We start from the raw sequence: 24,942 nt of genomic DNA, 5'->3' as shown, positions 1-24,942 counted from the left end.
AGTCACAGGAGCCGCGATGGCCGGTATTATCTCGTCTGTATTGCAATCGGGTCTGCCCGAACACCAGGACTCAACCCAGTATCGGGCGGGCCGGTTTCACAATCTGGTGGCGCCTCCCGCGCGCAGTGTCTGGAAAGAGATCGGGATCTGGCGTGACTTCCTGTTTGGCAAGCCCGCCGGCACCCTGCCGGATCGCGCCATCCCGGTGCAGGCCATGACCCTTGCGGATGTCATGGCGGCTCCGGATTTCAGCGTCTGGCGGCTGGGTCACTCCAGCCTGCTGCTCAAATTGCGCGGCCAGTTCTGGTTGACCGACCCCGTCTTCAGCGAGCGCGCCTCACCGCTCTCATGGCTGGGCCCCAGGCGCTGGCACGCCCCGCCCATGGCCCTTGAGGATCTGCCGCCCCTGGCCGGGGTGATCCTCTCCCACGATCACTATGACCATTTGGATCACGCCACCATAGTGGCGCTGCAGGGCCGGGTGGCGCATTTCATCACCCCGCTCGGGGTCGGGGCCAGGCTCCGCGCCTGGGGCGTGCCGGCGCACAAGATCAGGGAGCTGGACTGGTGGCAGCAGACCCGGGTCGATGGCATCGAGCTCATCGCCACGCCGGCCCAGCACTTCTCCGGCCGCGGCCTGAGCGATGGCAACCAGACCCTGTGGGCCTCCTGGGTCATTCGCAGCGATGATTGCAAGCTGTTCTTCAGCGGCGACAGCGGCTATTTCGCCGGCTTCAAGGAGATAGGGGAGCGCCATGGCCCGTTTGACATGGCCTTCCTCGAGACGGGGGCCTACAACGAGCGCTGGGCCCATGTGCACATGTTTCCGGCCCAGACCGCGCAGGCGTTTCACGATCTGCGCGCAGCCTGGCTCTATCCCATCCACAACGGTACCTTCGATCTCGCCATGCACCCATGGGATGAGCCGCTGGAGCAGATCACCCGGCTGGCGGCCGAGCAGCAAATCCCGCTGACCACCCCCATGATGGGGGAACCGCTGACCTTGCAGGCCCCCCATGGTGGCAGCCCCTGGTGGCGGGAGTGAACCTGGGTCTGGCTCAAGCGTGAGAACGGGCGCCCATGCCGGGCGCCCGCATCGTCGAGCCAGCGCCTGCTACCTTCACGCCGCTGCGTTCTAGCGCACGGCGCCGCTTCAAGCCTGATTGCCCAGAGTCATGGTGCGCTTGCGCTGCTCGCGCACCAGGTGACGGTTGATCTCCCCCAGCAGCGTCTCCTTGCTGATGGGCTTGGTGATGTAGCCGTTCATGCCGTGAGACAGATAGTACTGCTTCGATTCGGGCATGGCATCCGCGGTCAGGGCGATGATGGGAATGTCGGCCCAGCTCTGGCGCGAGGCGCGAATATGGGTGGTGGCCGCCAGCCCGTCCATCACCGGCATCTGCACATCCATCAGCACGATGTCGAAGGTCTCTTGCGCCAGTCTGGTCAGCGCCTCTTCCCCCTGCAGCGCCAGCGTCACCCGATGGCCGGCAGACGCGAGCATGGCACCGATGACCTTGCGATTGGTGGCGTTGTCGTCCACCAGCAAGATGCGATAGCTCTCCTGACTGATCGGCTTGCTGGGCAGGCTGGTCATCGACGGGGTGGTCGCCTGGGCAGGCCAGAGATAGGTAAAGGTGCTGCCGAATCCCTCGTGGCTCTCGACCGAGATGTCGCCCCCCATCAGGCGGGCGAGGTTGCGGGAGATCTCGAGGCCCAGCCCCGAGCCACCATATTGGCGGGTGATGGAGATGTCGGCCTGGGAGAAGCGCTGGAACAGGTTGCCCATCTGGTACTTGCTCATGCCGATGCCGGTGTCCTGAATCGCGATCCGAATCGAATGACGCTCCTTGTCCAGCGGCTGGCTGTCCACCCTGATGTTCACCTCGCCCTGGTGGGTGAACTTGATGGCGTTGCTGAGCAGGTTGAACAGGATCTGGCGCACCCGCAGGGGATCCATCATCAGCCATTCCGGCGTGTTGGGGGCCAGGGTCAGGCTGAGCTTGATCCCCTTCGCATCGCAATTGCTCTGCATCAGGGCCCGGATGTCCTCCAGCAGCTTGGGCAGATGGTGGGGCACGAGCTGCAGCTCGATGCGCCCCTCTTCCAGTTTCGAGATATCCAGAATGTCGTTGAGCAGCCCCAGCAGATGGTTGGCTGACTCCCGGGCCGTCTCCAGGTACTCCCGCTCTCTGGGGGCCATGGTGCGATCCGCCAGCAGCGACAACATGCCGAGTATGCCGTTCATGGGGGTGCGGATCTCGTGGCTCATGTTGGCCAGAAAGCTGCTTTTTGCCCGCTGACCCGCTTCGGCCTCGCGATTGGCCCGCACCAGCTTCTCGTTGAGCTGCTGCATCAGCTTGTGCTGCAGGAACGAGATATTCATCTGCCGCCAGATGAGCAGGGCCAGCACGAACAGCAGGGCAAACTGCAGGGCCGCGATCAGGCTGGTAGTGATGATCTGCTGGCGGACCCCCTCGCGGCGGGCGACGTCAAGCAGGGTCGCCTGCTCGTTGACCTCCAGGGTCAGCTGGTGGAGCTGGGGAAGCAGGGCGGCCAGCTGTTGATCAAGCTGCTGATGGGCCGCCTGATCCAGCGGCTTGTGCTGGACCGGCCCGAGCCAGAGATCGGCCAGGGCGATGAAGCGGCGCATCTCCTTACTGGCCTGCTGATAAATCTGGGTATGTTGCAGCAGGTTGCGATCCTTGCTCTCCAGCACCAGCTCAATCCGGCTGACCAGAATGTCGTATCTGAGCTGGAACTTGACCCGCGGCTCATTTTTCAGGGCATTTTGAAAGCGCAGCGCCTCGTTGTAGAGCTGGAAATAGTTCCACATGACGTTGTCTTCACCCTGACTGGTGCTGTGCTGCAGCTCTTCGAACTGCCGGTACTGGACGGTACCGATACCGGCAAACGCCAGCAACAGCACGCAGAGCACGACGAACAGGGAGCGCTGACTGGCTGCCATGGATTGCATGATGCGGTTCACTCCACCTTGATCTTGTTGATCTGCCAGATGGCACGACCGTAATAGAGCTTGTTGCGAAGCTCGGGGTATTGATCAAACGGGTAGATGAGGAACAGGGGCCCCTTGTCGCGCACCGAGAGCGGCTTGCCATCGATGCTGCGGGCCAGGATCACCTGATACTGGGCGGCATCGCTGGTGGGCACCTGGATCGAGTAGTCGTTGAGCGCCGTGATGGTCAGCTGCTTGCCGCTGGCGCCCACCTTGGCCAGCAGATCGCTCAGACGGGGGCCGCGGAAGGTCTTCTCTTCGTCATACCAGGGGGTGTGAGTCTTGATCTCGTATTCGGGCAGTTGATCCAGCATGGCGGTGTCCCACAGGGCGTCCTGCTGGTAATTGGGCTGGGTAATGGCGCCTTCCACCCTGAGCTGGGCGCTGTCGGGATCGGGAGTCGCCTGGGCGGTAGCGCAAAGAATGGCCAGCAGGGGAGCCATATAAAAATTGAGTCTCATAACCTTCCTCCATGGAACCGTGAGAAGCAGATGCCAGGGCAACGGCGGGCCTGGCATAGAGGCAAGGCAATAAGCGTGCCTGATAGTGGAAAGCGGCAGCTGGCGTGGCTTAGACGGGGGTGAAGAGGGGGTGAGAGTGTCTTTTCATCGCATTTTGCAATGAGAAGGATGAGCCATGTTGCAAATTGGCAAAGAATGTTCCCCTTGCCCTGGCCGATGTGCTTCTCTAGTTAAGGTGAAAAACAGGGTTTCTTTGGGTCTTTTTCTTGCCAGGCACGGCTCTTGCTTTACTGGGTATGGCATGGAACGAAACCGTCCTGGCATAGACAAGGAGCTTCAACATGGAAAGCATGACCTACACCCTTAACGACACTCAGGTTGTGGCATTGGAAAGCGAGTTTGATGCGATGGCCGTCAGTGAATTGCGCCCCTTATTTGAAAAGCTGTCGGAGTACACAGGTGATGTGCTGGCGGATCTGCGAGACGTGCACTTCATCGACTCCTCAGGGATCGGTGCCCTGGTGTTTCTCCACAAGCGGCTGGTGATGAACGGGCATCATCTGGAGATCATCTGTGGTCCGGGTCAACCCCGCGATCTGCTGGACATGCTGCACATCAACCGGGTTATTCCCTGTCATGAGAACGTGAAAGCCTACATGCAGTCATCCGGCATGGTGGTGGCATCATGAAGCACTGGCTTGTGCTCGGGATCTCGCTGCTGATGGCGGGTTGCGCGCAATGGCCATCCGAGGGCAAGGGGGGAATGGCCGAGCTGAGACCCACCTGGTTACCGTTAAATGAGGATGAACAACGCCTGCTGTCAGGTTATGATGAGCGTCAACAGAAGCTCGATCAGCAACTGGTCAGCCTGCAGCAGGCGGGTCTGCGCGACTGCATGCCGGCTGGGCTAAAACAGCTACAATCTCAACGAGTTGATATAGTACGGGATGTACATGGCCGACTCTGGGCCGACGTAGCCTGGCGTCAGGCCATGCTGGCCGAGTCGTTGAAGCAGGTGCGTTTGCAGCTGGAAAAGACCACCAGTGGTGGTTGTAGCCGGAGCTGGTCTGGACTTCCGTTGCGTCAGTGGAGGCAAACGTAACAATAAAAAGGATGTCTATGGATCGGGGCGCTATCAAGGGATTTATCGCGGTTGTTCTGTTTTTGTTTACCTGTCCGCTGCTGGCAAGCACCCTGCTGGCGCCGGGTGATCGGCTCTCAATCGTGCAGCCGGGGGAGGCCGCCTTCGACAAGCCCTTCCAGATCGACAAGCAGGGTGAAATCAAACTGCCCGAGGTGGGCTCAGTGGTGGTGGGCGGCAAGACGCTCCCAGAGGCGGACGCCATCATTCGCACCGCCCTCAAGCCCGTTTACAACAACCTCTCCCAGCTGACCATCACCCTGTTGGAAAAGCGGCTGCTCATCAGCGTCATGGGCTATGTCAAAAAGCCCGGCAGCTATGATCTGGCCCCCGATGGCAACGTGCAGATGGCGCTGGATGCGGCCGGCGGCCTGGTGCCGGGGGCCCAGCTCAACAACATGCAGGTACGCCGTGGCGACACCGTCTCCAGCTTTGACTACAAACGCTATCTCGATACCGGCGATGCCGGTCTCTTGCCCCCGCTGCAATCCCTCGACGTGGTCTTCGTGCCCGCATCCCCCCTTATCGGCAACGTCCAGATTGACTTCGATGCCGCCACCCTGGCAGCCGGCGGGGATGGCGACACCGGCAAGGCGATCAAGGTGTTTGGCGAGGTGAACAGCCCGGGCGCCTTCAGCTTCAAGAGCGGCAACTCCATCGTCGATCTGCTGATGCGGGCCGGCGGGGTGACCCGCTTTGCCGGGGTGGAGCGGATCCGGGTGATCAACGGGGATGCTCCCGAACTGTTCGATCTCAAGGCCTACCTCGATTCGGGCAACAACAAGCTGCTGCCGGCGCTGGCCCCCGGCGCCACCATCTTCGTGCCCAAGGACGAGGAGCAGATCAAGCGCGGGGCGCGCACCATCTACATCATGGGGGAGGTGTTCAAGCCCGGCGCCTATGAGGGACGGGAGGGGGATACCTTCCTCGACATCCTGGCCAACGCCGGCGGACCGACCCGCTATGCCGAGAGCCGCCAGATCCGCTTGCTGCGCACCAATGGCGCGGTCGAACCCATCGATCTGCAGGCCTATACCGAGGGCATGCAGAAAAACCTGCCGCAGATAAGGCCGGGGGACGCCATCTTCGTGCCGGAGAAGACCGACATCAACGAGAAGTCCTGGCTCAAAGTGGCGCCGGGGCGGGCTGTGATGGTGATGGGGGCGGTACGCATTCCCGGCCGCTATGAATGGTCTGACGAGATGTCGCTGCTCGATCTCATCGCCCATGCCGGTGGCCCCAACGAGCGGGCCGACATCGCCAAGGTACAGATCCTGACCTCGGAGGGGGGCATGGCGACCCCGACCATCTTCGATCTCGACAAGTTTCTCCATCAGGGGGGGGCCCTTGGCAGCCTGCCCAGGATCCACGCCGGCTTCACCATCATGATCCCCGAGCTGCCCACCGATCCCAGCGACAACAAGTCCCAGTGGGTACGCCAGTCGCCGGACAGCTCCATCTACATCTTCGGCCAGGTCGGCGCCCCCGGTCGCTACGCCTTCAACGAGGAGATGGGCTTCATCGACATCCTCTCGGCGGCAGACGGCCCGACCCAGGCGGCGGACCTGCGCAACGTGCGCATCGCCCATCGCAACGGCAGCACGGCGCGGGTGAGCAAGCTGGATCTCTCCCTCTACTTTGAGACCGGCGACGAGACACTGTTGCCCAAGGTGCTGCCGGGGGACTCCATCTACCTGCCGGAGAAGAACCGCCCCTGGCTCGACGAGCCCAAGGAGAACACCATACGGGTGCTGGGGGCCATTGCCCGGCCGGGCCGCTATCGCTTCAACTCCTCCATGACCCTGCTGGATCTGCTAGCGGAAGCCGGCGGGCCCACCAGTTCTGCCTACATCAAGAAGATCGTGGTGATCAACATGGCCGTCAGCGGCCAGGGGGATCAGGCCCGTACCTTCGATCTGGACGGCTTTGCCAAGGAGCCCGATTTCAGCCAGCTGCCGGTACTCAGGGCAGGGGACACCGTCTTCATCCCCGACAGCAAGAGCAGCAACTGGGCCATCTTCATGGACGGGATGCGTGACATTCTCACCACCATCTCGGTGGTCGCCCTGGTGGGAACCCTGTAACGTGAGCATCCCGATCCAGTACCTGGAACTGGAGTCGCTCTACGCCTCGACCCTGGCGCGGGGGATCCGCTCCCTGGCGGTCACCTCGGCCGAGGGGGGCGAGGGGGTCAGCACCATCTGCGAGGCGCTGGCCCGGCGCGCCGAGGCGGACGGCCTCAAGACCCTGCTGGTGGATCTCAACCTCTATCACCCGGGCCGGCCGGCCGGCCAGGCCTGGGGGCCCAACGACGTGCCCGAGCCCCAGCACCAGGGCCACGCCCTGGCGGTGCTGCCAGCGCCGGGCAAGGATCTGATGGCCTTTCGCAACAAGGAGACCCTGCGCGCCCTGCTGGTGCGCTGGCTCGAGCACTATGATGTTGTGCTGTTCGATACCTCCCCCCTCAATGCCCTCAACCGGGGCAATATCCCGGCGGATCAGGTGTGCGCCGCCTGTGAGGGGGCCCTGCTGGTGGTGCTGGCCGGCGTGACGCCGACCACCATGGTGCAGAGCGCGGTGGAGAAGCTGACCCGGGCCGAGGCCAATCTGCTGGGGGCCGTGTTCAACGACAGGGTCAATCCGGGGCTGGCCAGCGAGATCCTGCGCGAACTCAACCGGCTGCCGAGCAACCGGCTGACCGAGTGGCTCAAACGCTGGTGCCGGCGCAGCATGCTGCTCAACTTCCGGATCTGAGGGAGACGATATGAAAGAGTGGTTGCGATCCGCCCCCGCCACCCTGCAGTCGGTACGCGAGCTGCGCGGCCGTCTGGCGCAAGGTTTGGCGCTGTTTCAGGTTCCCCCCGAGGAGCAGGCCAACTGGCTGCTCTGCTTTAGCGAGCTCGCCACCAATATCGTGCGTCATGGGGAGCCGCCGGCGAGCCAGCTCTGGCTCACCCTGCAGCAGGATGAGTCGGGCTTGAGTCTGCAACTGGATGACGACGGCGGGCCCCAGCCTGCGCTGGCGGCCAACCCCCTGCCGGCAGAGCCGCAGGAGGGGGGCTATGGTCTGGCGCTGGTGCACAGCCTGTTTGAGGAAGTGAGCTTCAGCCATCAGCAGGGGCGCAACCGGGTGATCCTGCGGGCCCGGCACGCTCCTCGGCGGATGCCCATGGTGGCGGTGATCGACGATGACAAGGTGATGCGCACCCTGCTCACCGGCTATCTGCACGACAACTATCAGGTCGACAGCTTTGCCGATCCCCTGGCGGCCCTGCAGGCGCTGGGACGCCAGCCGCCGGATCTGGTGCTCTCCGACATCGAGATGGAGGGGATCGACGGCTTCGCCCTGCGCCAGCAGCTGATGAAGGATCCCAAGATGCGCGGGGTCCCCTTCATCTTTCTGACCGGCCACCATGATCAATGGACCCAGAGCCGGGCTGGCGCCCTTGGCATCGATGATTTCCTGATCAAGCCCATCACCAAGCAGGCGCTGCAGCTGGCGGTCGCCCGGGTGCTCAAGCGGTCGGCCCAGCTCAAGGCCCAGTGGGGGGATCAGCTGGATCAGCGGATGACCTCGGCCCTGCGCCCCCTGCTGCCGGCCAATCAGCTGCACGGCTATCAGCTGGCGCTGCAGACCCGCGCCGCCGCCGTGGGGGGCGGGGATTTCCTGCTGGTGAAGGAGCGGGTGCTGTGGCTCGGGGACGTGATGGGGCACGATGCCGAGGCCAAGTTCTTCGCCCACGCCTACGTGGGCTATCTGCGCGGTCTGCTGACCGCCCAGAGCGAGCAGCGATCCCCTGCCAGCCTGCTGACCACCCTCTCCACCGCCGTGCACAGCGATCCCCTGCTGGGGGCGACCCTGCTCACCACCCTCTGCATCGAGCTGGGGGAGGCGGGCCGCGTTCGCTGGGCCAGTGCCGGGCACCCGGCCCCCTGGCTCATCGGGGCGGACGGAATGCACCCGCTCGGCGTGACCGGTCCCTTGCCCGGTCTGCGGCCGGATCCCCATTTCGAGACCTGCGAGCATCAGTTGCAGCCGGGCGAGCGCCTGCTGTTCTGGACCGATGGTCTGCTGGAGAGCCGGGATCCCGCCGAGCGCCAGTTGTGGCAGGCGCAGCTGCAGCAGATCTGTCTCACCCCCGCACCCGGCCTGGAGCAGCTGGCCCTGGCCATTGCCACCTGGTTTGACGAGCGGGCCGACAAGGCCCCGGATGACATGACCCTGCTGCTGGTGGCATTTCCTGCCGACTGAGGCCCCCAAACTGCTGGCACACTCTATGCAAAACCCCCGCTGCAGGTGGCCCGACGCCACCAGAGGAGGTTGCCCATGTTGCCAACACATCAGGTCTGGCTCGCCATCGATGCCCGTCAGGTCGGCGGGATAGAGATCCACATCACCCACCTTGCCCGCGATCTGCTGGCGCGGGGTCTGAACACCACCATAGTGCTGGTGGCGGATCACGGTATGACCCCCTTTGTCACTCTGCTGAGGCAACAGGGGTTGCCATACCGGGTCTGTCGCAACAGCCGTGACTTCGTGCGGGTGCTGGCAGGCCAGCCCGGCTTCGTGCTGCTGCACACCCACGGCTACAAGGCCGGGATCCTGGGGCGCCTCACCGCCTGGTGCAGCGGCAAGCCCGTGGTCTCCACCTTTCACAGCGGGGATGACGGGGAGGGTTGGCTGAAACTCTACAGCTGGCTCGACCGGTTCACGGCCCGCTTTGCGAAGTGCATCGCAGTGAGCGAGCCCATCGCCCGCAGATTGCCTGTACCGAGCACCGTCATCAGCAATTTTGTCCCCATGCCTGCCGCCCCGGTGGCGGTGGCGGGCAATCGCATCGCCTTCGTCGGCCGCCTCTCTGCCGAGAAGGGGCCCCAGGCGTTCTGCCAACTGGCTGCCTTCTGCCCGGAGGGGAGTTTTCATCTCTATGGTGAGGGGCCGCTGATGGGGGATCTCAGCATGCAGTATGGAGATCGCGTCGAGTTTCACGGTTTTCGCCGCATGGTCGACGAGTGGCAGCATATCGATCTGCTCTGCATCACCTCCCGCTTCGAGGGGCTGCCGCTGGTGGCGCTGGAGGCCATGGCCCACGGCATTCCGGTTTGCGCCTTCGCGGTAGGGGGGCTGGTGTCGCTGATTGACCACAAGTCCAACGGCTGGCTGGTGGAGCCGGGCCAGGTGCAGGACATGGCGGCCATCGTCAACTACTGGCTGAGCCGCGACGAGCAGGCGCGGGGCGCCATGAGCCTGGCTGCCCGCCAGACCATCGCCCGGGGTTACAGCGTCAACCACAGGGTGAGCGATATCCTGGCGGTCTATGGCGGCTGATCCCGAGCCGCCGGCACACCGCCAGCAAGCGCAGCGAGTGGCCAGGCCACTCGCTTTTTTTATGGCTGTGCGACGCACCTTCGGTCAACCCTTCTCCCTGTCAGCCTCGCGCTCTCTGCTCTGCCTATCTGGCGCCGGCCAGATGGTGCGGCTGGATGCCTCAGTCCGCCAGGCTCCTGAACAGCAGCGCGAATCCGCTTGCCCACGAACACCTCGCTAAAGAAGCAGACCGCGACCTCTGGCTCCCCCTGGCAGGGAGCCAGAGCAGGCGCCGGGGAAAGGGGGTGGTTCAAACCGCTCGGGATGGCGAGGGGCGTCGTTCTGGTAAGAGATGCGAGTGAGGGCAGCGTTGGCGCGGCCCGCTGTCAGCAAGAAGATGAAAAGGGGCTGCAGGCCCGACAGGCTGGCGTGGCTGAGGGGGAAAAGCAGAGGGCCGCCGCCAAGGCAGTGGCCCGAGATCCGGCAGCGGGGGAGGCTCAGCGCCCCTTCTTGCCCACCATGATGGCGACCGTCTTGCCGATGATCTGCATGTCCTGCAGCAGCCAGCGCCAGGGGTGGAGCAGGGTCACCGAGTAGGCGAGATCGAAGGCGAGCTTGCTGCGCACATCGTCAAGCGACTCGTCATAGCCCTGATTGACCTGGGCCAGCCCTGTGATGCCGGGGGCGATCTCATAGGTGCGCTCGATAAAGAAGGGCACCGCATCTTCCAGCCGGTTGGCAATGCCGGGGCGCTCCGGCCGCGGCCCGATGAGCGACATCTCCCCCTTGAGCACATTGAGGAACTGGGGCAGCTCGTCGAGCCGGGTCTTGCGCAAAAAGTTGCCGCTGCGGGTGATCCGGCTGTCGGCCTTGCCGCACCAGACCGGCCCGGTGCCTGCCTCGGCATCGGCGCGCATGGTGCGAAACTTGATCATGAAGAAGAGCTCGGTGTGGCTGGCGTGGCTGCGGCCAATGCGCAGCTGGCGAAAGAACACCGGGCCCGGGCTGTCGAGCCGTATGGCCAGCATGATGAGTGGCCACAGGGGCAGGGTCAGCAGCAGGCCGAGGCTGGCACCGGCCAGATCCATGATGCGCTTGAGCACCTGGGTCGCTTTGGGGATGGGGTGTTTCATGCTGCTCTCTCCTGTGAGGTGGGGCGGGTCAGCATCCGCAGGCCGTAGCGCAGGGAGCCGATGCCGTTGTACCAGTGTCCGAGGACCAGATAGTGGATCTTGCGAAACAGACCGGGCCAGTTGTGCAGCGGGGTGAGCTGGATCAGCAGCACCAGGGCGTAGCCCAGCAGTTGAGCGGCCAGCAGCGCCGCGAACAGGGGCGAGTGGATGGCCAGCGGAATGGCGCACAGCCACATCAGGGTCAGGCAGAGGGGCATGAGCACCCGCAAGCCCTTGCCACTGGCGAAGTTGAACGCCACCCAGCCGAATCTGGGGTGCAGCAGCGGCAGCAGACGCAGCAACTGCTGGGTGTTGCCGGCACCGATGCGCTTGCGGCGCTTGGACTCCAGCTGGGCATCGGAGACCTCCAGCTCAAGGGCGGCGCAGCGATTGTCATAGACCGCCTTGTAGCCTCTGGCGATGGCCTGCATCGGCAGGATGAAGTCGTCGTTGATGGTATCGGGCGCCAGCGGCGCCAGGCAGTCACTGCGCATCACGTAGAAGGCGCCGTGGGCCCCCAGCATGCTGCCAAGGGCGGATTCGCACAGCTTGATCTGGCTCTGATAGCGCCAGTAGCTGGCCTCACCCTGGGAGCCTGGCTGCCAGAAGCGATAGGCTTCGCCCACCACGCCGACGACGGGGTCCTGAAAGTGGGCGGCGGCCAGCAGCAGGCTGTCGATGGGCAGCAGAGCCGACACATCGCTGAAGGCGACCAGGGGGGTGTCGATATGGGTCATCGCCTCGTTGAGCACGGCCACCTTGCCGCGATTGCGTGGGTGCTCGAACAGCCGGATCTGCAGCTGCAGCAAGGCGGGATCCCCGAGCTGGCAGAGGGCAATGGCATAGCTGTCGTCGGTGCAGCCATCAAAATGCAGGTGTACCGCCAGCTTGTCGGCCGGGTAGTCGAGGCTGGCCAGATTCTGCAGCTTGGCCGCCAGGGTGGTCGCCTCGTTGTAGATGGGCATCACCAGGGTGATGGCGGGAAGCTGCTCATCGCCGACCTCGGCCCGAAAACCCCGTTGGTGCGGGGTCGGTTGGTGCTGGCGCGAACAGGCCCGTTTGCCGACCCATTTTAGCAGCAGGGGGTAACCCACATGGTGGTACACCACCAGGGCTGCACACAGCCAGAACACGATCATGATCCATTCCATGGGAGGCTCCTTTTGCTGTCTCTTCGCGTGTCGATGGCATCGCCTCAGCGGGCGTACAGCGCCTGATAGGCTTGAGCCATCCGGCTCAGGCTGCCCTGTTCACAGACAAATTCACGGGTGACGGTGCGCAGGCCACGAGAGTTGAGCAACCCCTGTGCCAGAAGTTGCGCCAGCAGAGCCGGATCTCGCGTCTCCAGCAGCTGACCGCTGGCCGGGCAGACGATATCGGCGGCGGCCCCCACCGCGCTCATCACCACCGGCACGCCGCAGGCCTGGGCCTCCAGCACGCACAATGGCATCCCCTCCGCCAGCGACGGCAGGCAGAAGAGATCCAGCCCCTGATAGAAGCGGGGCATCTGTTCCACCAGACCGAGAAAGTGCACCCGATGGGCAATCCCCAGCAGTCGGCACTGCTGCTGCAACGCATTTTGCAAACTGCCCACCCCGGCCAGTGCAAGATGCACCTCGGGGGAGAGCCGCGCCACGGCCTCCAGCAGCAGGTGGTGACCCTTGACCGTCTCAAGGCGGGCGGCGCAGCCGATGAGCCTGACCCCGAGGGGCAAGCCCAGCGCCTGGCGCGCCAGCTCGGCTGGGCCGGGGACAAAGCGCCCCTCGTCGATGCCGTTGGGGATCACCTGGGCCTGGATGGCGCCGAGCCTCGCCTGCAGCTGGTGCGCCACCGGGGTAGCGTCTGCCACCAGGGTGGGCCGCAAGGTGCGCAGCCCAAGCCCGGCCAGCTGGCGCTGGCGGGGATCGTCGAGATACCAGGCGTCATGCTCGGTGTGGATAAGGCTCGCCACCCGGGCCAGCCGGGCAGCCAGTCCGCCATAGAGCAGCGGGCCCAGATGGTGGGTGTGCACCGCTGCCGGGCGCAGCTGGCGCAGCAAGCGGATGAGGCGATAGAGGGTGGTCAGCGACCAGCCGGCGGGCTTGTCCAGACAGTGGATCCGCCCGGCGAACGGATGCAGGGCGGGCCAGGCGGCGAGCAGCGCCTCCTTGCTCCCCTCCAGCGAGACGATGTGCATGGGTTGGTGGCACTCATTGGCCTGGCTGAGGTTGAGCACCATGGTCTCCAGCCCTCCTGGCTGCAGGTGCTGGACGATTTGCACGATGGCGGTGCTGGCTGACCGGGCGGTGGTGGGCATGGCGCTCTCCTCACGGTTGTCGGCCCTTCCCGGGCCCCTTGGCGGGACTATGCGAATCCTGTACCACAACGTCTGCCATATTGGCCCGCTTGCTGGCATTACCCTTGCATTTCCCCAACTATTCGTGGAATGCCATACCTGCCTTGAGGGGAGTGACACCATGCCGGTCCAGTTCTACTACAACCTCTACATCATCCTCTTCGCCGCCTGGCGGCGCCGTTATCTCATCCTGATGCCGGCCCTGGTCATGCCGCTGGTGGGGATGGCGATCGGTGTGCTGAGCCCCAAGGTGTACGAGAGCCGCACCACCTTCATGGTGCCGCAGGATTCCAACCAGACGCCGACCCTCAAGGATCTGATCACCCAGGAGAGCCTCAAGGATCGTTTCGCGGTGCTGGAGGCCATGTTGCGCAGCCGCTACGTGATGGACGGGGTGGCGCGGGACCGCAAGCTGGTGGATGACAACACCCCGCCGGCCAAGCGCGACGCCATCATGGACTGGCTCTCGGCGTCCGTCTCCATCCGTCTTATCGGGGACGAGGTGATCGAGCTGAAGGTCAAAGCCGACTCGGCAGAGAGCAGTGCCGGCCTGCTGGAGGCCGTCTCGCGTCGCTTCTTTTTCAACCTTTTGAACAAGGGGCGCCAGTCGGCCGAGTCCTCCGAGCGCTTCCTGCAAAGCCAGCTCGACAGCCGGCGCAGCGAGCTGCAGGGGGCCGAACAGCTGCTGGCGGATTTCAAGCGCGAACATGCCAGCGCCCTGCCGGATCAGCAAAATGCCAACGCCGCCCGGCTCTACGGCCTGAAAGATCGCCACGCCGAGAGCCTGCTTCAGTTGCAGCAGGCCAAGACCCGGGTCGAGCAGCTCTCCCACGGCCAGGAGGGGGCCACGACCCGCCGCCTGGAGGAGAAGTTGCAGCAGATGCAAACCGAGCTGGCCCTGCTGCGGGTGCGCTACAGCGATCAGCACAGCGAGGTGCAGAGCCTGCGCTACCAGATTGAACAGTTGCAACAGGAGCTGGAACAGCAGAAGAGCCAACCCGGCGTGGCGGTCGGGCCCGAATGGGATCAGGCCAGGGCCCAGCTGGCCGAGGCCGAGCAGAATGCCGCCGCGCTGCAGGCCCAGCTCGACGATCTGAACAAGGTGGTGGCCTCCCAGGGCGAAACGGAGAGCCAGCTGGCGGAGCTGGAGCGCGATCTCGAGGTCAAGCGCTCCCTCTATCAGGATCTGCTGCTGCGCTACGAAAAGGCCAAGGTGACCGGGGCGCTCGGCAGCTTCGAGCCCGGCGAGCGGATAAAGGTGATCGACAGGCCCTTCGCCCCGAGCAAACCCAGCAACTACCCGCTCTGGCTGTTTCTGATCGCCGGCATGGTGGGAGGCTTCGGGCTCGGCTGCGGCCTGGCCCTGCTGATTGAACTGGCGGATACCAGCCTGCGCCGCACCGATCAGCTGGCAGCGCTTATCAAGGCGCCGGTGCTCAGTCGCATTCCCTATTGCGAGCCGGTGCATGCCCACAGCGGCCAGGCAGCCCATGCCCAGCCGTCACTGGTAGAGGTGCCGGGTTGATATTTGCCAGCCGCCATCAAGGCAGGCCACCATTCTTGAACTCGAATATTTCCAAGCAAGGCCTCGTGATGAGGCCTTTTTCATGCCGATCAGATAGCTTCTTGACTGTGATTTTATACAGTGGTACAAATGGGGCTGATATAGGGTGTTGATAATACACTCATAAATCAGAAGCTGGTTGGCAATGCAGTGATTTTTAAAATGATTTATTGGTTGTGGTGACGAGTGGTAGGGCGGAGTTAAATAGAGGGCGCTACTAACAAATTAATCACGCTTTCTATCTAACTACTTTATGTTGCAAGGAGAACGTAGGTGCCATTTAGTGATTTAACAATTCTTTACTTCCAGATGGCTGCTGCTGCATTGATGGGCTGGGATTACTTCACTCCTAAGTCATGGCGCCAGCAAATGGATGAATTTCTTGGACGCTATTTCGGTGGTGTTCAGCAAAACGTCGATAAAGATATAGTCGGCGCATGGTCATTTCTTAAAGACTCCATGACCAAGATTGTGATTTCATTATTTTCATTTGGCCTAGCTTACCTTTTGCTTAAAATGAGCAGCGCATATTCTGGTGATTTTAAGTCAGAGGTTGTACTCATTACTGGTTTTCTTTACCTATTATTGGTAGCTGGAGGCTTTTTGACGCTGCTCAACATCATTATGCCATTACTGGTTCCTTTGGGAGTTGGCGGTGTATTCCGAGGTATTACCACATTCCTTACAAGTACTGAAAAAGGACCAATGTCTGGTCTCGGTTTTCTGGCCCTGCTGGTCTCATTTGTAATGCGCTATATAAACTACACGGCAACATAATAATCATATCCAGCCGTCACAAAACAGCTGCGCTTTTTCGGTCGGTTCAGGGAGTAGCTCGTAGGTTCGATTAGCAAAGCATAAGCGGACGCTTGTGGTAATACTTTCAGATAATGTGATAAGCACGTCCATAACGGTGATTTTTACTGCTTGTTAGAGAGTGGGTTTCGAGGCATATAAGTGGCAATATAAGATGGATGTTTGGGTGAGTAAAGAAGCATATTATTGAAAAGCCACGAATATCCGACTACGCTTTGCTAATCGAACCTACGGCCCTGTTAGGCAATGGAGAAAGAATGAGTCAATCTGCACACGCGTATATGATTAAAGCGCCTGCATTACTTAATGATACGCGGCGTTTAATTTCTAAAATAGATGATTCTAACAGAGATGGTCTATATGCCATATCAACATCTATTTCGGCTGTTGAGGCCTTTTTAAATGAAATTGTTCAAATTGGCAATGGGTACAAAGCCCTCAGACATGGATTAAAAAATCCTCTTGTGCGAATGGCTGTTGACCTTGAAAGGGCTGAACGAAAGCCAATATTATGTAAATTCGATATTGCTTATCGTGCACTTAAAGGTAGTGGTTTCAATGTTAAAGCTACCAAACCAATCCAAAGGCTACAAATAGTCATAGATGTTAGAAATGAATTAACTCACCCTAAAGCATCAACAATAAAATTGTCTCCAAACGGTATTTCATTACCACCAAAGGAAATGAAATTAGTAAATAAATTACGTTCGAATGGCTTCAAAGTTTCCGATGACCCTTTCGATTGGGAACGTGTGGTTAATACGAAGGCCTTTGCCTTGTGGGCTTATCAATCAGCTATCGATTCTATGGCTATGATTTTTGATGCATGGCCTTATATCGATGCTATCGACAGCTTTAAAGATATGTACTCTGTAAATTTAAGGCATGAAGAACAATGGAAATTATTCTCCTGATAAAGTTTTCAAGAAAAGACTCGGCGTACATGACATGTTCAGTTTGCAGCTTTTAGTGACTAAGGTGTGATGCTGTCATTTTATATTACGTGCCTGCCTTTCTTAAGGTGGTGTTATATATTTAGCTTAAGGGTTTTATTTTGAAATCAAGTGGTCATAAGTTACTTAAACGGGTAATAACTAACCGTGAGGCTAGTCTTGAAGATCTTAGCTCTGTTATAGAATATAAATATGGTGATTCTCGCGATTACTTTCCATTAGCTAGCCTTGTTGTAAGTGGATATGTAGCTTGTGAGGTTCGCAGCTCATCAGGTGAGCCATATGAAGAACGATTACTTGCATCAATATTTTATGCAAAAGTTTCTGGTGAAAAAGTGGTCAACAACTTCCATAACCAAAGCGGTAAAAAAGGATATACAGATAAAATTTTTACTATGACAGCAAAAACCCAGCTTTACTTTGATGAGCTGAGAGCGAAGCGAAATGAGAGAGTATTTTCTGCATTTATTAGTATTATTGTGGGGGTGTCATCGGCTCTGATTACTTTAGCAATAAAAAATAAAGTTTGAGTGTGCCACCATTCATATAACAAATGCATAAGAGGGACCGTTAACACCAGTTGGTCATAGCACCATGGTCCGCAGCGTCATGGTTGCAGCAATAAATCAGGGAGCATCCGCTCCCTAATCTCTGCACAAGGGGTGATTAACTATCCGATGACCGGTATCCGTTGCCATCCGGCGTTCTGCTGGTTGTGACCTTGAGTCCGGCGCTGATAGCGCCAGGCCAGCAGCAGGGGCATGCCGAGCAGCAGCTGTGCCGCCAGCGGGATCTCCTCGATGGGGGCGGCCAGCGCGCCTTCCGGAATGATCCCCCCCTCAATCTCGGCCGCGAGTTTCAGCTCCAGGGCGCTGCCAAAATCGGCGAAGGTGGTGGCGTTGATGACGAAGGCATCCTCGCCGCCGGCGATATTGTTCAGATACCAATCCTGCAGCACCCCATCGGGGTAGTCCTGGCCTATGGTGATGCCGTTGATGGTATCGATGCCGGAGGCGAGCAGCTGATCCCGCACCGTGGAAGTATCCAGCCCGGCGTTCTGGATCCCGTCACCTGAGACATCCATCACCTGGCGCGTCGCGGTGAAATCGTTGGTATCGAACTGCAGGGCACCGAATTGCATGGCCGAGCCCGGCGCCGTCATCCCCGAGTAGGGGCGTGTCAGGGCGTCCAGGGTGGCGGCAAACTCGTTGATGGAGGTCATGTCATAGAGGTAGAACCAGTCGGTCATCACCGCCTGCTGGGTGGAGCCGCTCCACATCACCATCTGCACGGCGATGGTGCCCAGCTTGCCGTCGCTGGTGTCCAGGATGGCGTCTTGCACCGCCTGGCTGTAAAACGCATCCACATAACCCTGCAACTGCAGGTTGAATTCGGATGCGCTGACGCTGCCTGACACGTCCATCAGCAGTTGCAGCTCGGTATCCACTTCGGTCAAAGCGTAGGCGGGGGCGCTGACCAGCAGCATCCCCACCAGCCCAGCCAACGGTTTTAGTCTCATAATTCACTCCTTCTCTTTGGGGCCTGGCCCTGATCCTCAGTGCCGATGGGGAGAATGAATAAAGCGTGCCACTTTGCAGGTATCAGCAGCGGGCATGAAATTTGCGGTCTTCGCACAGGATGAAAACGAACAAGTGCGGGGTGAGGCGATGGAGATCCGTCCCTGGCAGTGGGCGCCCAACTGGTTGCTGTTGGGGCTGCTCAATCAGTGGGCCATGGTGTGGCTCAACACGGGCCATTTCAACCTGCTGGTGGTGTTGCTGATTGCCATCTGGTGGCAAATTGCATCGCGGGTTGCGCCAGCCTGGCAACCTGGCCGCGCCGCTCTGCTGCTCTTCTCGCTGCTGCTGTTGATCCCGAGCGCAAGTTGCAAGGCGCTGGCCTGCCTGCTGTTGGCCGCGAGCCTGTGGCGGCGCCAGCAGCCTTGGGACGAGCGCGCCGCACTACAGATAGTGGTGGCCTTCACCCTGGCCGTGCTGTGGGGGCAGCAGCTCTTTGCCCTCTGCTCCGGCCCCGTGCTGGCGCTCGATGCCTGGGGAGTGGGCCAGTGGCTGCAACTGCTGGGGTGGGAGACGGTGCAAAGCGGCAACCGCATCGAGCGGGTGGGGGGCCATGCCTTGATCGTGCTCAAGGGCTGCTCCTCGTTCTCCCAGCTCTATCTGGTGGCGCTGGCCTGGCTGGTCTCCTCCTGCTGGCTCGCCCCCGGGCGGGCGCTGCACCGTCAGCTGCCCCTGCTGGGGCTGGTCTTGCTGCTCTATATCGGCAGCAACCAGCTGCGGCTGGTGCTGATGAGCCTGGATCTGCGCTGGTACGGCTGGCTGCATACCGGCACGCTCGCCCAGCTCTACCAGTGGCTGGTGCTGCTGTTGCTGATGACACTGCTGTTTAACAGGGGGCGCCATGTCACCACCGATTAGGGGTTATCTCTGGCTGGTGCTGCTGGCACTGGCCTCCACCGGCGCCATGGGGTGGCGCTATCAGCACCGCCAACCGGTGGATGGCGCGCGCCAGATGCTGCAGGAGCTCCGCCAGCTCGGCTGGCAGCGGCAGGGGGCCAGCCCCTTGCTGGGGGGCACCTATGTGGGCTACCGGCTGCGCCACCCCGATTGTGACGGGATCTTGCAGGCGATGGCGGTGGCCCCGGATCGGGAGGCCATGTCGGTAAGACTCGCAGGCGCTGGCCAGCTGCAGGGGGTGATGTTTCGGGGGCAGTGGCACCCGGAGCCGCCACTGCTGGCGTATCGGCTCAATCAGGGCTGGCACAAGCTGTGGGGCGACGCGCCGGCCCCCCTCTATCGGGTCGCGCTGCCTGCGGCCTGTCTTGCCCTTATTGCGCCTGGCGAGCCTCGCTGAGAGGGCTCGCCGTGTCGACGGGCAACACCCGGATCAGCAGGCTGTTCGGGGCCAGCATGGGGTCGTAGCGCGGCTCTATCTCGATGGCGCGGGCACTGAGCAGGCCGGTCAGCTTGCCAAGACGGCTGCTGGCGAGGCGCGCACTCTCCAGAAGGTCGGTCTGCGGCCCGGGGCCGCTGATAAGGGCTATCTTCGCCGGATCCCGCTGGCCGAGAAACTGGTGCAGCTGCTGCTCCTGATCCGCCGCCAGCATCACCGCTTCCTCCTGATAAGTCAGCGACAGCTGGGCCTGCTCGGCCAGCTGCTGCTGGCGCAGCTGTGCCAGCATGGGCAGGGGATCCTCGGTGGGCGTCTGGCGGGCACAACCGCCAAGTAGCAAAGAGAGCAACAAGCCTGCGGCGAGCCCGCTCTGGCGGGGGCGGCACGCGGCACGCTGGCGCCCGTAAGCCTTTATGTTGGTGACGTTCTGATGCGGCATAAGCTGGCCAGTCAGGGGGATGAATTGGCTCCAGTTTGCAATGTTTTCAAGCGCTTGGCCAGTTGTTCAATCTCGCCGCGAAAGCTGGCCCAGCGGCTGGCGGGGAGCGCTTCGGCCTGCTGCCAGCGGGTGGGCACCGCCTCGCGCAGCCGCTGCAGCAGCAGGGCCGCCTCCACCTGCTGGCGTGCCGCCTGCTCGAGCCAGGCGAGCCAGCGCAGATCCTCGATGCCCTGTTGCAGCAGCAGCAGATCGTAGGAGAGGCGATGAGCCTCGCAGGCCTGCGGACCCAGCAGCAGAAAATCGCTCTCGCGCCCGTCGGTGGGGTCGTAGGGCAGGGCGGTGGGCATGCGTCCGTGCCACTGCAGATAGCCCTCGGCCCCGCTCTGCCAGAGGTAGAAGCCGGCGGCACGCGGGGTGCCGAGGTTGTAAAACCAGGGGGCGGCCCCGGCGGCCCTCACTCGTTCCACATCGGCCTTGTCGGCGCCAAAGCCTGCGTTGATCAGGGCAATCTCCACCTCGCCAAGCAAAGGCGCCTGGGCGGGGTGGTTGAAGTGACCGGCCCGCACCACGGCAGGATCCCTGTGTTTCATCTCGCGGGCCATGGCTTGAATGGCGGGCAGGGCGCCGAGATCGGGCTCGTCAAACAGGCTCCAGGCCAGGGGCGGCAGCCCCTGGGCGCGAAAGGCGGCCTGGCGCTGCTGCCAGGCATCGAGCCGGCTGTTGGCGTCGCTGCCCCAGCGCTTAAGCGAAGCGTAGGCCAGCAGCGGCATGTGAAAACCAAGGCCGATGGCCTCCTCCTGAGTGGTGCGCATCCCGGCTTCATCCTGGGGCAGGGCGGGGGCCACGCCGCTTATCCCAAGCCCGGCAAGCCGCGTCAGATCGCAGCGACTGGCGGCCAGCTGGGCGTTGGCCAGCTCCGGGCCCTGGCCGAACCAGCCAAGGTAGGGGGGCGTGTCGAGGTAGATGCCGACCGGTTTGCTGGCGGCGGGCAGGATCAGGGGCAGCACCTCGACGTCCAATGGCAGTTGCACCAGCTGCTGGTGGCTGAGCAGCTGGATATTGCCCTGATAGCGCCCAGCCGGCGCATCCTTCGGGATGGGAAGATGCAGCACCAGGCGCCTTGGCACCCGGCGCTTGAGGGTGAGCCCCGCCACCCCCTCCACCAGATCCTGATCCGAGGGGAGCAGCAGGGTGCCGCTCGCCTGGGGGCGCACCAGATGCCACTGGCTGTGGTAGGGGGTCAGCGGCAGGGTAACGCCATTGGCCGCCGGCGGCTGGATCACCAGCAGCGGGGCTGCGTCATCCTCGGGCGTCTCGATGACGAACTCCAGCAGCAGCTGGCTGCCCCGGGCGGCCAGTACGGAAGTGGCGGGGGTTGCCGGGCTGGCCCTGGTACTCAAGGTCGGTTGCCCCGGCGCGATGGGGGTCAAGGTGAGACGAGCGGGGGATTCTGGCAGCGAATAGGGGGCCAGGGCCCACTTTTCCGTAAAGAGCTGGCGCTGCTTGGCCAGCACCAACCGGGTGGCTTCGGCCAGCGCAGGAGCGCCCGTCTTGGCGTCAGCCTGCTTGTCCGCCGCCGGATAGGGGGCCAGCAGCAGGCCGGCGAGAAATTTCGCATCCGGCGAATTGCCCCCCAGGGTGAGGGTGAGCGGGCCGCCCGGGTGCTCGAGCACCAGGCTGACCGGCCCCCCCTGACGGGCACCAAACAGCAGCCAGGGGTCGGGATTGGGCAGCGCCTCCTGCTGCTGGCCGGCGAGATAGCGCTGGGCCAGCCACTCGTCCGGCTGCCACCGCTCGGCCCAGACCGGCTCGCCATCGATCAACACGCTGCGCTCGAGGGGGTGGGGCAGGTACTCCCACTCGCCCGGATCGTCGAGCCAGAGGGTGAGCTGGTAGCGCCCCTTGGGCACCTCCAGCCTGACGCCGTCGAGGTTGCGCAGCCCGTCGCGGATCAGCGCATCGCCGGAGGGGCGCAAGATGGGGCTGGGGTGGCCAAGCAGACGCTGATCCCCCGGTGCCAGGGTCTCGAAACCGGTGAAGCGGGGGGCATCGCTCGCCCCCAGATCGAAGGCAATGGTGCCGGCGGGCAGGGTCAGCCCGGGGGACCAGTACCAGCGTGTCAGGGTGAGCGGCGTCGCCCCGTCAGCCATAAAGAGATAGAGCCTGGTGAGCTGGTCGAGGGCCAGGGCCCTGGGCTGGGCGGTGCGCCAGTCGCTTAACGAAAAGCGCAGGGTAAAAGGGCCCGGGGGGATGATCCGCTCCAGATTAACCCGGCTGCGGTAGTTGACCGAGGCGGCGTCATCGACCCGCAGGATCAGGGTCTGGGGGCCTGCCGCGGGATTGTGACCCTCGATCACCAGTTCGTCATCCGCCTCGACGGGCCAGGGCAGGCGCTCGAAGGTGAGCCGCTGGGGCGTCTGCTCGCCACTCAGTGGCAAGGGGGTGGGGCCATCAAGGCGGCTCGCCGCCAGCACAGTGCTTCCTATTGCCAAACTTCCCATTGTCAAACAGAGGGCCGGCAGGCTGAGGGTGAGCAGGCCGAGTACCTGCAGCCAGCATGCCCTGTGCAAATACGCCGCCAGCCAGATCATCAGAGCAGCCCCGCCAGCCAGTTTTTCAGCTCGTCGGCCCTGTGATCCCAGCTCTGCTGCGCCACTGCCTGCTGGCGACTCTGGCGCCCTTCGCTGCGAGTCAGCGCTTCCCACTCGTAGCGCTGGAACCAGTCCTGGGCGGGGGCGTCAAGGGCGGCACGCTGGATGGCCTGGGCCAGGCTGTCGCCCGGGCGGGGTAGATGCACCAGCTGCCGATAGCCGTCCAGCGCCGGAAAATCGGTGCTGACCACGGGCCGGCCGGTCGCCAGATACTCGCGCAGTTTAAGCGGATTGCAGGCCCTGATCTGGGCGTTGTCGACGAAGGGCAGCAGGCTCACCTGCCAGTGCTGGGCGTAGGCGGCCAGGGTGTGGTGCGGTCTGGGGCCGAGCAGGTGCACGTTCGGCAATCCGGCGAGCGGGCTCAGGTCAGTCTGCCTGGGCCCTATCAGTACCAGATCCCAGTGGGGCAGGGCGCGGGCGGTCTCCGCCAGCAGGGGGACGTCTATCCAGTCGCTCAGGCTGCCGTAAAACCCGGCGATGGGGCGCCCGCTCGGCAGATCCGCCGGCCTGGCTTGGGGGGGCATAAAGAGCCCGAGATCCACCCCGTGGCTCAGCAGCCGGGTCTTGTGGGGGGGGAAGCGGCTGGCCAGCGCCGGACTGGCGGCCAGGATAAGGTCCGCTTTTTCTACCAGCCTGGCCTCGCAGCGGGCGATGGCGGCGTGATCCACCCCCGCCAGGGCCGAGAAGTCGTCACCGCAGTAGTAGATCACCGCCCGCTCGCCGAGCTTGCCCACTAGATCCACCGCACTTGGCAGGGAGATCCAGAGCAGCGGCCTGTCGAGCTCGGGCAGCTGGCGGCGGATCTGGGCCGCCAGCCAGTGGCCGTTGACCCGCCCCGCCAACGGGCTGCCGGGCAGGGGCAGCGCCAGCGGCGGCATCACCTGGGGGGTCGGCCCGCTCTGGATGGCGGCGGCCTGCGCCTCGCCTTTGGCCGGGCGGCGCAGCACGGCCCCCAGCTTGCGGCCGAGCCGGCCGAGGTCGCGCACATTGAGGCGGGGGCGGCGCAGGCCGATGGAGTTGACCCAGAGCACCCGATAGTCCGGCAGCAGGCGCTTGATGAGATGCTGGGTGCTGGAGGGGTGCTGACCCCAGTCCTCCCCCAGTACCACCAGTTGGGGCTGTGCGCTCGACGGCTTCATGGCTGCTTCTCCTCACTCAGGCGGCTGGCGGCACTCTCTGCCAGCGCGTCGCGGCAATCTTGCGCATCGAGGGCGCGCAGCACCCGGGCCGGCACCCCGGCGGCCAGCACCCCGGCGGGTAGGCTATGGGTCACGATACTGCCGGCGGCGACCACGGTGCCCGCGCCTATAGTGACCCCTGCCATCACCATGGCGCCGGTACCGAGCCAGACATCGTGCTCGAGCACGATATCGCCGACCTGCTCGTCCCGATCCGGCAGCCCCCGGGCCCGCTCCTGGGCATCCAGCGGGTGGCCAGGGTAGCCCGCGAGAAAGGCGCGCCCGGCGATGCGCACGTTGTCGCCGAGCACCACCTGGCTGCCCACGGCGATGGTGGTCTGCCAGCCGATGCCGACGTTGTTGCCAATCCTGAGAGCGGGCCCCTTGCTCGAGGGGCGGCCGCTGATGGTCATGGCGGCGCTGAGGCGACAATCCTCCCCCACCTCGATTGACACGGGGCCGCTGATAAAGGGGATGCCGCCGTAAAGGTAGAGGCGGGGGGCGGGGGCACGCAGGCGGGACTGGAACAGCGGCGTCCACCAGAGGGTGCGGGTCAGGGTGGCGAGTGTCTGGCTTGCCAGCCGATAGAGACGATAGAGCAGGCCGTGCAGGGGCGGGATGAGCGGAAAGCTCCAGCTGCGGGCCCCCTTGGCGAGGCGCCACAGCAGGCGGGCCAGCGGCGTCTCCCCTTGCTTGGCCCAGGTTTTCATCCGGTACAGGCTGATGCTGTTCATGGTGTGCTCTCCCTTGGCTCTGCTGCCGTCATGGCCGACCAGTCAGGCACTAGCAGGGATCGGGCCAACTGACGCTCAGCACGCTGCCGGCTCGCGCCGGCCGCCAGCAAGGGGGTGGGATGGCAAGGCGCTGTGCAAATTGCGCCGGCCGGGCTGCAAAACGCAAAAATCAGATTCATTTTGGGCCTGATGTGCGTTGCTGTGAAGGTCGAGAGCGCGACATGCAGGGCAGCACGGGGAATTGCACCGGCTGGCGTGCCCCTT

23 protein-coding genes are annotated in these 24,942 nt (G+C 62.9%); 13 read left to right on the top strand and 10 right to left on the bottom strand.

The window, feature by feature from the left end; all coding sequences use genetic code 11:
- Nucleotides 1-16: 16 nt before the first annotated feature.
- A complete protein-coding gene (locus AB5Y95_RS03885) occupies nucleotides 17-1,045 on the top strand; it encodes an MBL fold metallo-hydrolase (RefSeq protein WP_226008530.1) in 1,029 nt (342 codons plus the stop codon).
- A 108-nt stretch (nucleotides 1,046-1,153) separates the two neighbouring features.
- On the opposite strand, the gene AB5Y95_RS03880 is transcribed toward AB5Y95_RS03885, so the two are convergent.
- On the bottom strand, nucleotides 1,154-2,977 hold the full coding sequence (locus tag AB5Y95_RS03880; RefSeq protein WP_226008529.1) for an ATP-binding protein: 1,824 nt from the start codon (nucleotides 2,975-2,977) through the stop codon (nucleotides 1,154-1,156).
- Between the two features lie 8 nt (nucleotides 2,978-2,985).
- A complete protein-coding gene (locus AB5Y95_RS03875; RefSeq protein WP_005301421.1) occupies nucleotides 2,986-3,477 on the bottom strand; it encodes a molybdopterin-dependent oxidoreductase in 492 nt (163 codons plus the stop codon).
- Between the two features lie 341 nt (nucleotides 3,478-3,818).
- On the opposite strand from AB5Y95_RS03875, the gene AB5Y95_RS03870 reads away from it, so the two are divergent.
- The 6 genes from AB5Y95_RS03870 (at nucleotide 3,819) to AB5Y95_RS03845 (ending at nucleotide 9,947) form a co-directional block, all read left to right on the top strand.
- Nucleotides 3,819-4,166 carry an STAS domain-containing protein gene (locus tag AB5Y95_RS03870; protein WP_005301420.1) on the top strand — a complete coding sequence of 116 codons (348 nt, stop codon included), beginning with the start codon at nucleotides 3,819-3,821 and terminating at the stop codon, nucleotides 4,164-4,166.
- Nucleotides 4,163-4,579 carry a hypothetical protein gene (locus tag AB5Y95_RS03865; protein WP_010633832.1) on the top strand — a complete coding sequence of 139 codons (417 nt, stop codon included), beginning with the start codon at nucleotides 4,163-4,165 and terminating at the stop codon, nucleotides 4,577-4,579. The genes AB5Y95_RS03870 and AB5Y95_RS03865 overlap by 4 nt, the downstream gene beginning before the upstream one ends.
- A 17-nt stretch (nucleotides 4,580-4,596) precedes the next feature.
- On the top strand, nucleotides 4,597-6,702 hold the full coding sequence (locus AB5Y95_RS03860; RefSeq protein WP_201880760.1) for an SLBB domain-containing protein: 2,106 nt from the start codon (nucleotides 4,597-4,599) through the stop codon (nucleotides 6,700-6,702).
- Between the two features lies 1 nt (nucleotide 6,703).
- A complete protein-coding gene (locus tag AB5Y95_RS03855; protein WP_005301417.1) occupies nucleotides 6,704-7,372 on the top strand; it encodes a CpsD/CapB family tyrosine-protein kinase in 669 nt (222 codons plus the stop codon).
- A gap of 10 nt (nucleotides 7,373-7,382) precedes the next feature.
- Nucleotides 7,383-8,870, top strand: a complete 1,488-nt coding sequence (locus AB5Y95_RS03850; protein ID WP_368159544.1) for a SpoIIE family protein phosphatase — start codon at nucleotides 7,383-7,385, stop codon at nucleotides 8,868-8,870.
- Nucleotides 8,871-8,945: 75 nt separating this feature from the next.
- Complete coding sequence (locus AB5Y95_RS03845) at nucleotides 8,946-9,947, top strand: glycosyltransferase family 4 protein (protein WP_368159543.1); 1,002 nt, start codon at nucleotides 8,946-8,948, stop codon at nucleotides 9,945-9,947.
- A 476-nt stretch (nucleotides 9,948-10,423) separates the two neighbouring features.
- Here AB5Y95_RS03845 and AB5Y95_RS03840 read toward each other — a convergent pair whose 3' ends face one another.
- The 3 genes from AB5Y95_RS03840 to AB5Y95_RS03830 are packed head-to-tail and all read right to left on the bottom strand — an operon-like array spanning nucleotide 10,424 to nucleotide 13,394.
- On the bottom strand, nucleotides 10,424-11,059 hold the full coding sequence (locus tag AB5Y95_RS03840) for a sugar transferase (protein ID WP_010633836.1): 636 nt from the start codon (nucleotides 11,057-11,059) through the stop codon (nucleotides 10,424-10,426).
- Complete coding sequence (locus tag AB5Y95_RS03835; RefSeq protein WP_368159542.1) at nucleotides 11,056-12,249, bottom strand: glycosyltransferase family 2 protein; 1,194 nt, start codon at nucleotides 12,247-12,249, stop codon at nucleotides 11,056-11,058. The genes AB5Y95_RS03840 and AB5Y95_RS03835 overlap by 4 nt, the downstream gene beginning before the upstream one ends.
- A gap of 44 nt (nucleotides 12,250-12,293) precedes the next feature.
- Nucleotides 12,294-13,394, bottom strand: a complete 1,101-nt coding sequence (locus AB5Y95_RS03830; RefSeq protein ID WP_319870383.1) for a glycosyltransferase — start codon at nucleotides 13,392-13,394, stop codon at nucleotides 12,294-12,296.
- A 160-nt stretch (nucleotides 13,395-13,554) separates the two neighbouring features.
- On the opposite strand from AB5Y95_RS03830, the gene AB5Y95_RS03825 reads away from it, so the two are divergent.
- The 4 genes from AB5Y95_RS03825 to AB5Y95_RS03810 all read left to right on the top strand — a co-directional run bounded on the left by AB5Y95_RS03825 (nucleotide 13,555) and on the right by AB5Y95_RS03810 (nucleotide 17,296).
- Nucleotides 13,555-14,958 carry a GumC family protein gene (locus AB5Y95_RS03825; RefSeq protein WP_368159541.1) on the top strand — a complete coding sequence of 468 codons (1,404 nt, stop codon included), beginning with the start codon at nucleotides 13,555-13,557 and terminating at the stop codon, nucleotides 14,956-14,958.
- Between the two features lie 312 nt (nucleotides 14,959-15,270).
- Complete coding sequence (locus AB5Y95_RS03820; protein WP_203976382.1) at nucleotides 15,271-15,774, top strand: hypothetical protein; 504 nt, start codon at nucleotides 15,271-15,273, stop codon at nucleotides 15,772-15,774.
- 296 nt (nucleotides 15,775-16,070) lie between these two features.
- Nucleotides 16,071-16,727, top strand: a complete 657-nt coding sequence (locus tag AB5Y95_RS03815; RefSeq protein ID WP_368159540.1) for a hypothetical protein — start codon at nucleotides 16,071-16,073, stop codon at nucleotides 16,725-16,727.
- 140 nt (nucleotides 16,728-16,867) lie between these two features.
- The gene (locus AB5Y95_RS03810) at nucleotides 16,868-17,296 is read left to right on the top strand and encodes a hypothetical protein (protein WP_368159539.1); all 429 of its coding nucleotides are present in this window, start codon (nucleotides 16,868-16,870) and stop codon (nucleotides 17,294-17,296) included.
- A gap of 140 nt (nucleotides 17,297-17,436) precedes the next feature.
- Here the strand turns inward: AB5Y95_RS03810 and AB5Y95_RS03805 are convergent, their stop codons facing one another.
- The gene (locus AB5Y95_RS03805; RefSeq protein WP_368159538.1) at nucleotides 17,437-18,285 is read right to left on the bottom strand and encodes a DUF1194 domain-containing protein; all 849 of its coding nucleotides are present in this window, start codon (nucleotides 18,283-18,285) and stop codon (nucleotides 17,437-17,439) included.
- A gap of 94 nt (nucleotides 18,286-18,379) precedes the next feature.
- On the opposite strand from AB5Y95_RS03805, the gene AB5Y95_RS03800 reads away from it, so the two are divergent.
- Entirely contained in the window at nucleotides 18,380-19,201 is an 822-nt protein-coding gene (locus AB5Y95_RS03800; RefSeq protein ID WP_042006394.1) for a hypothetical protein, read from the top strand.
- On the top strand, nucleotides 19,185-19,637 hold the full coding sequence (locus AB5Y95_RS03795; protein WP_211050248.1) for a hypothetical protein: 453 nt from the start codon (nucleotides 19,185-19,187) through the stop codon (nucleotides 19,635-19,637). The genes AB5Y95_RS03800 and AB5Y95_RS03795 overlap by 17 nt, the downstream gene beginning before the upstream one ends.
- On the opposite strand, the gene AB5Y95_RS03790 is transcribed toward AB5Y95_RS03795, so the two are convergent.
- The 4 genes from AB5Y95_RS03790 to AB5Y95_RS03775 all read right to left on the bottom strand — a co-directional run bounded on the left by AB5Y95_RS03790 (nucleotide 19,612) and on the right by AB5Y95_RS03775 (nucleotide 24,678).
- Nucleotides 19,612-20,115 (bottom strand): hypothetical protein, encoded by a 504-nt coding sequence (locus tag AB5Y95_RS03790; RefSeq protein ID WP_368159537.1) that lies wholly within the window; start codon nucleotides 20,113-20,115, stop codon nucleotides 19,612-19,614. The genes AB5Y95_RS03795 and AB5Y95_RS03790 overlap by 26 nt on opposite strands.
- An 11-nt stretch (nucleotides 20,116-20,126) precedes the next feature.
- Complete coding sequence (locus AB5Y95_RS03785) at nucleotides 20,127-22,616, bottom strand: hypothetical protein (protein ID WP_368159536.1); 2,490 nt, start codon at nucleotides 22,614-22,616, stop codon at nucleotides 20,127-20,129.
- An 89-nt stretch (nucleotides 22,617-22,705) separates the two neighbouring features.
- The gene (locus tag AB5Y95_RS03780) at nucleotides 22,706-23,905 is read right to left on the bottom strand and encodes a glycosyltransferase (protein ID WP_368159535.1); all 1,200 of its coding nucleotides are present in this window, start codon (nucleotides 23,903-23,905) and stop codon (nucleotides 22,706-22,708) included.
- Nucleotides 23,902-24,678, bottom strand: coding sequence for a DapH/DapD/GlmU-related protein (locus AB5Y95_RS03775; RefSeq protein ID WP_201989136.1), 777 nt, complete (start codon nucleotides 24,676-24,678; stop codon nucleotides 23,902-23,904). Before AB5Y95_RS03775 ends, AB5Y95_RS03780 begins: the two co-directional genes overlap by 4 nt.
- Between the last annotated feature and the right edge of the window lie 264 nt (nucleotides 24,679-24,942).

Origin of the sequence: Aeromonas sp. R5-3 (genome assembly GCF_040908225.1) — a bacterium.
Lineage (GTDB): Bacteria > Pseudomonadota > Gammaproteobacteria > Enterobacterales > Aeromonadaceae > Aeromonas > Aeromonas dhakensis.
The sequence above is the reverse complement of the archived record's forward strand: the minus strand, read 5'-3'. Positions and strand labels throughout refer to the sequence as shown.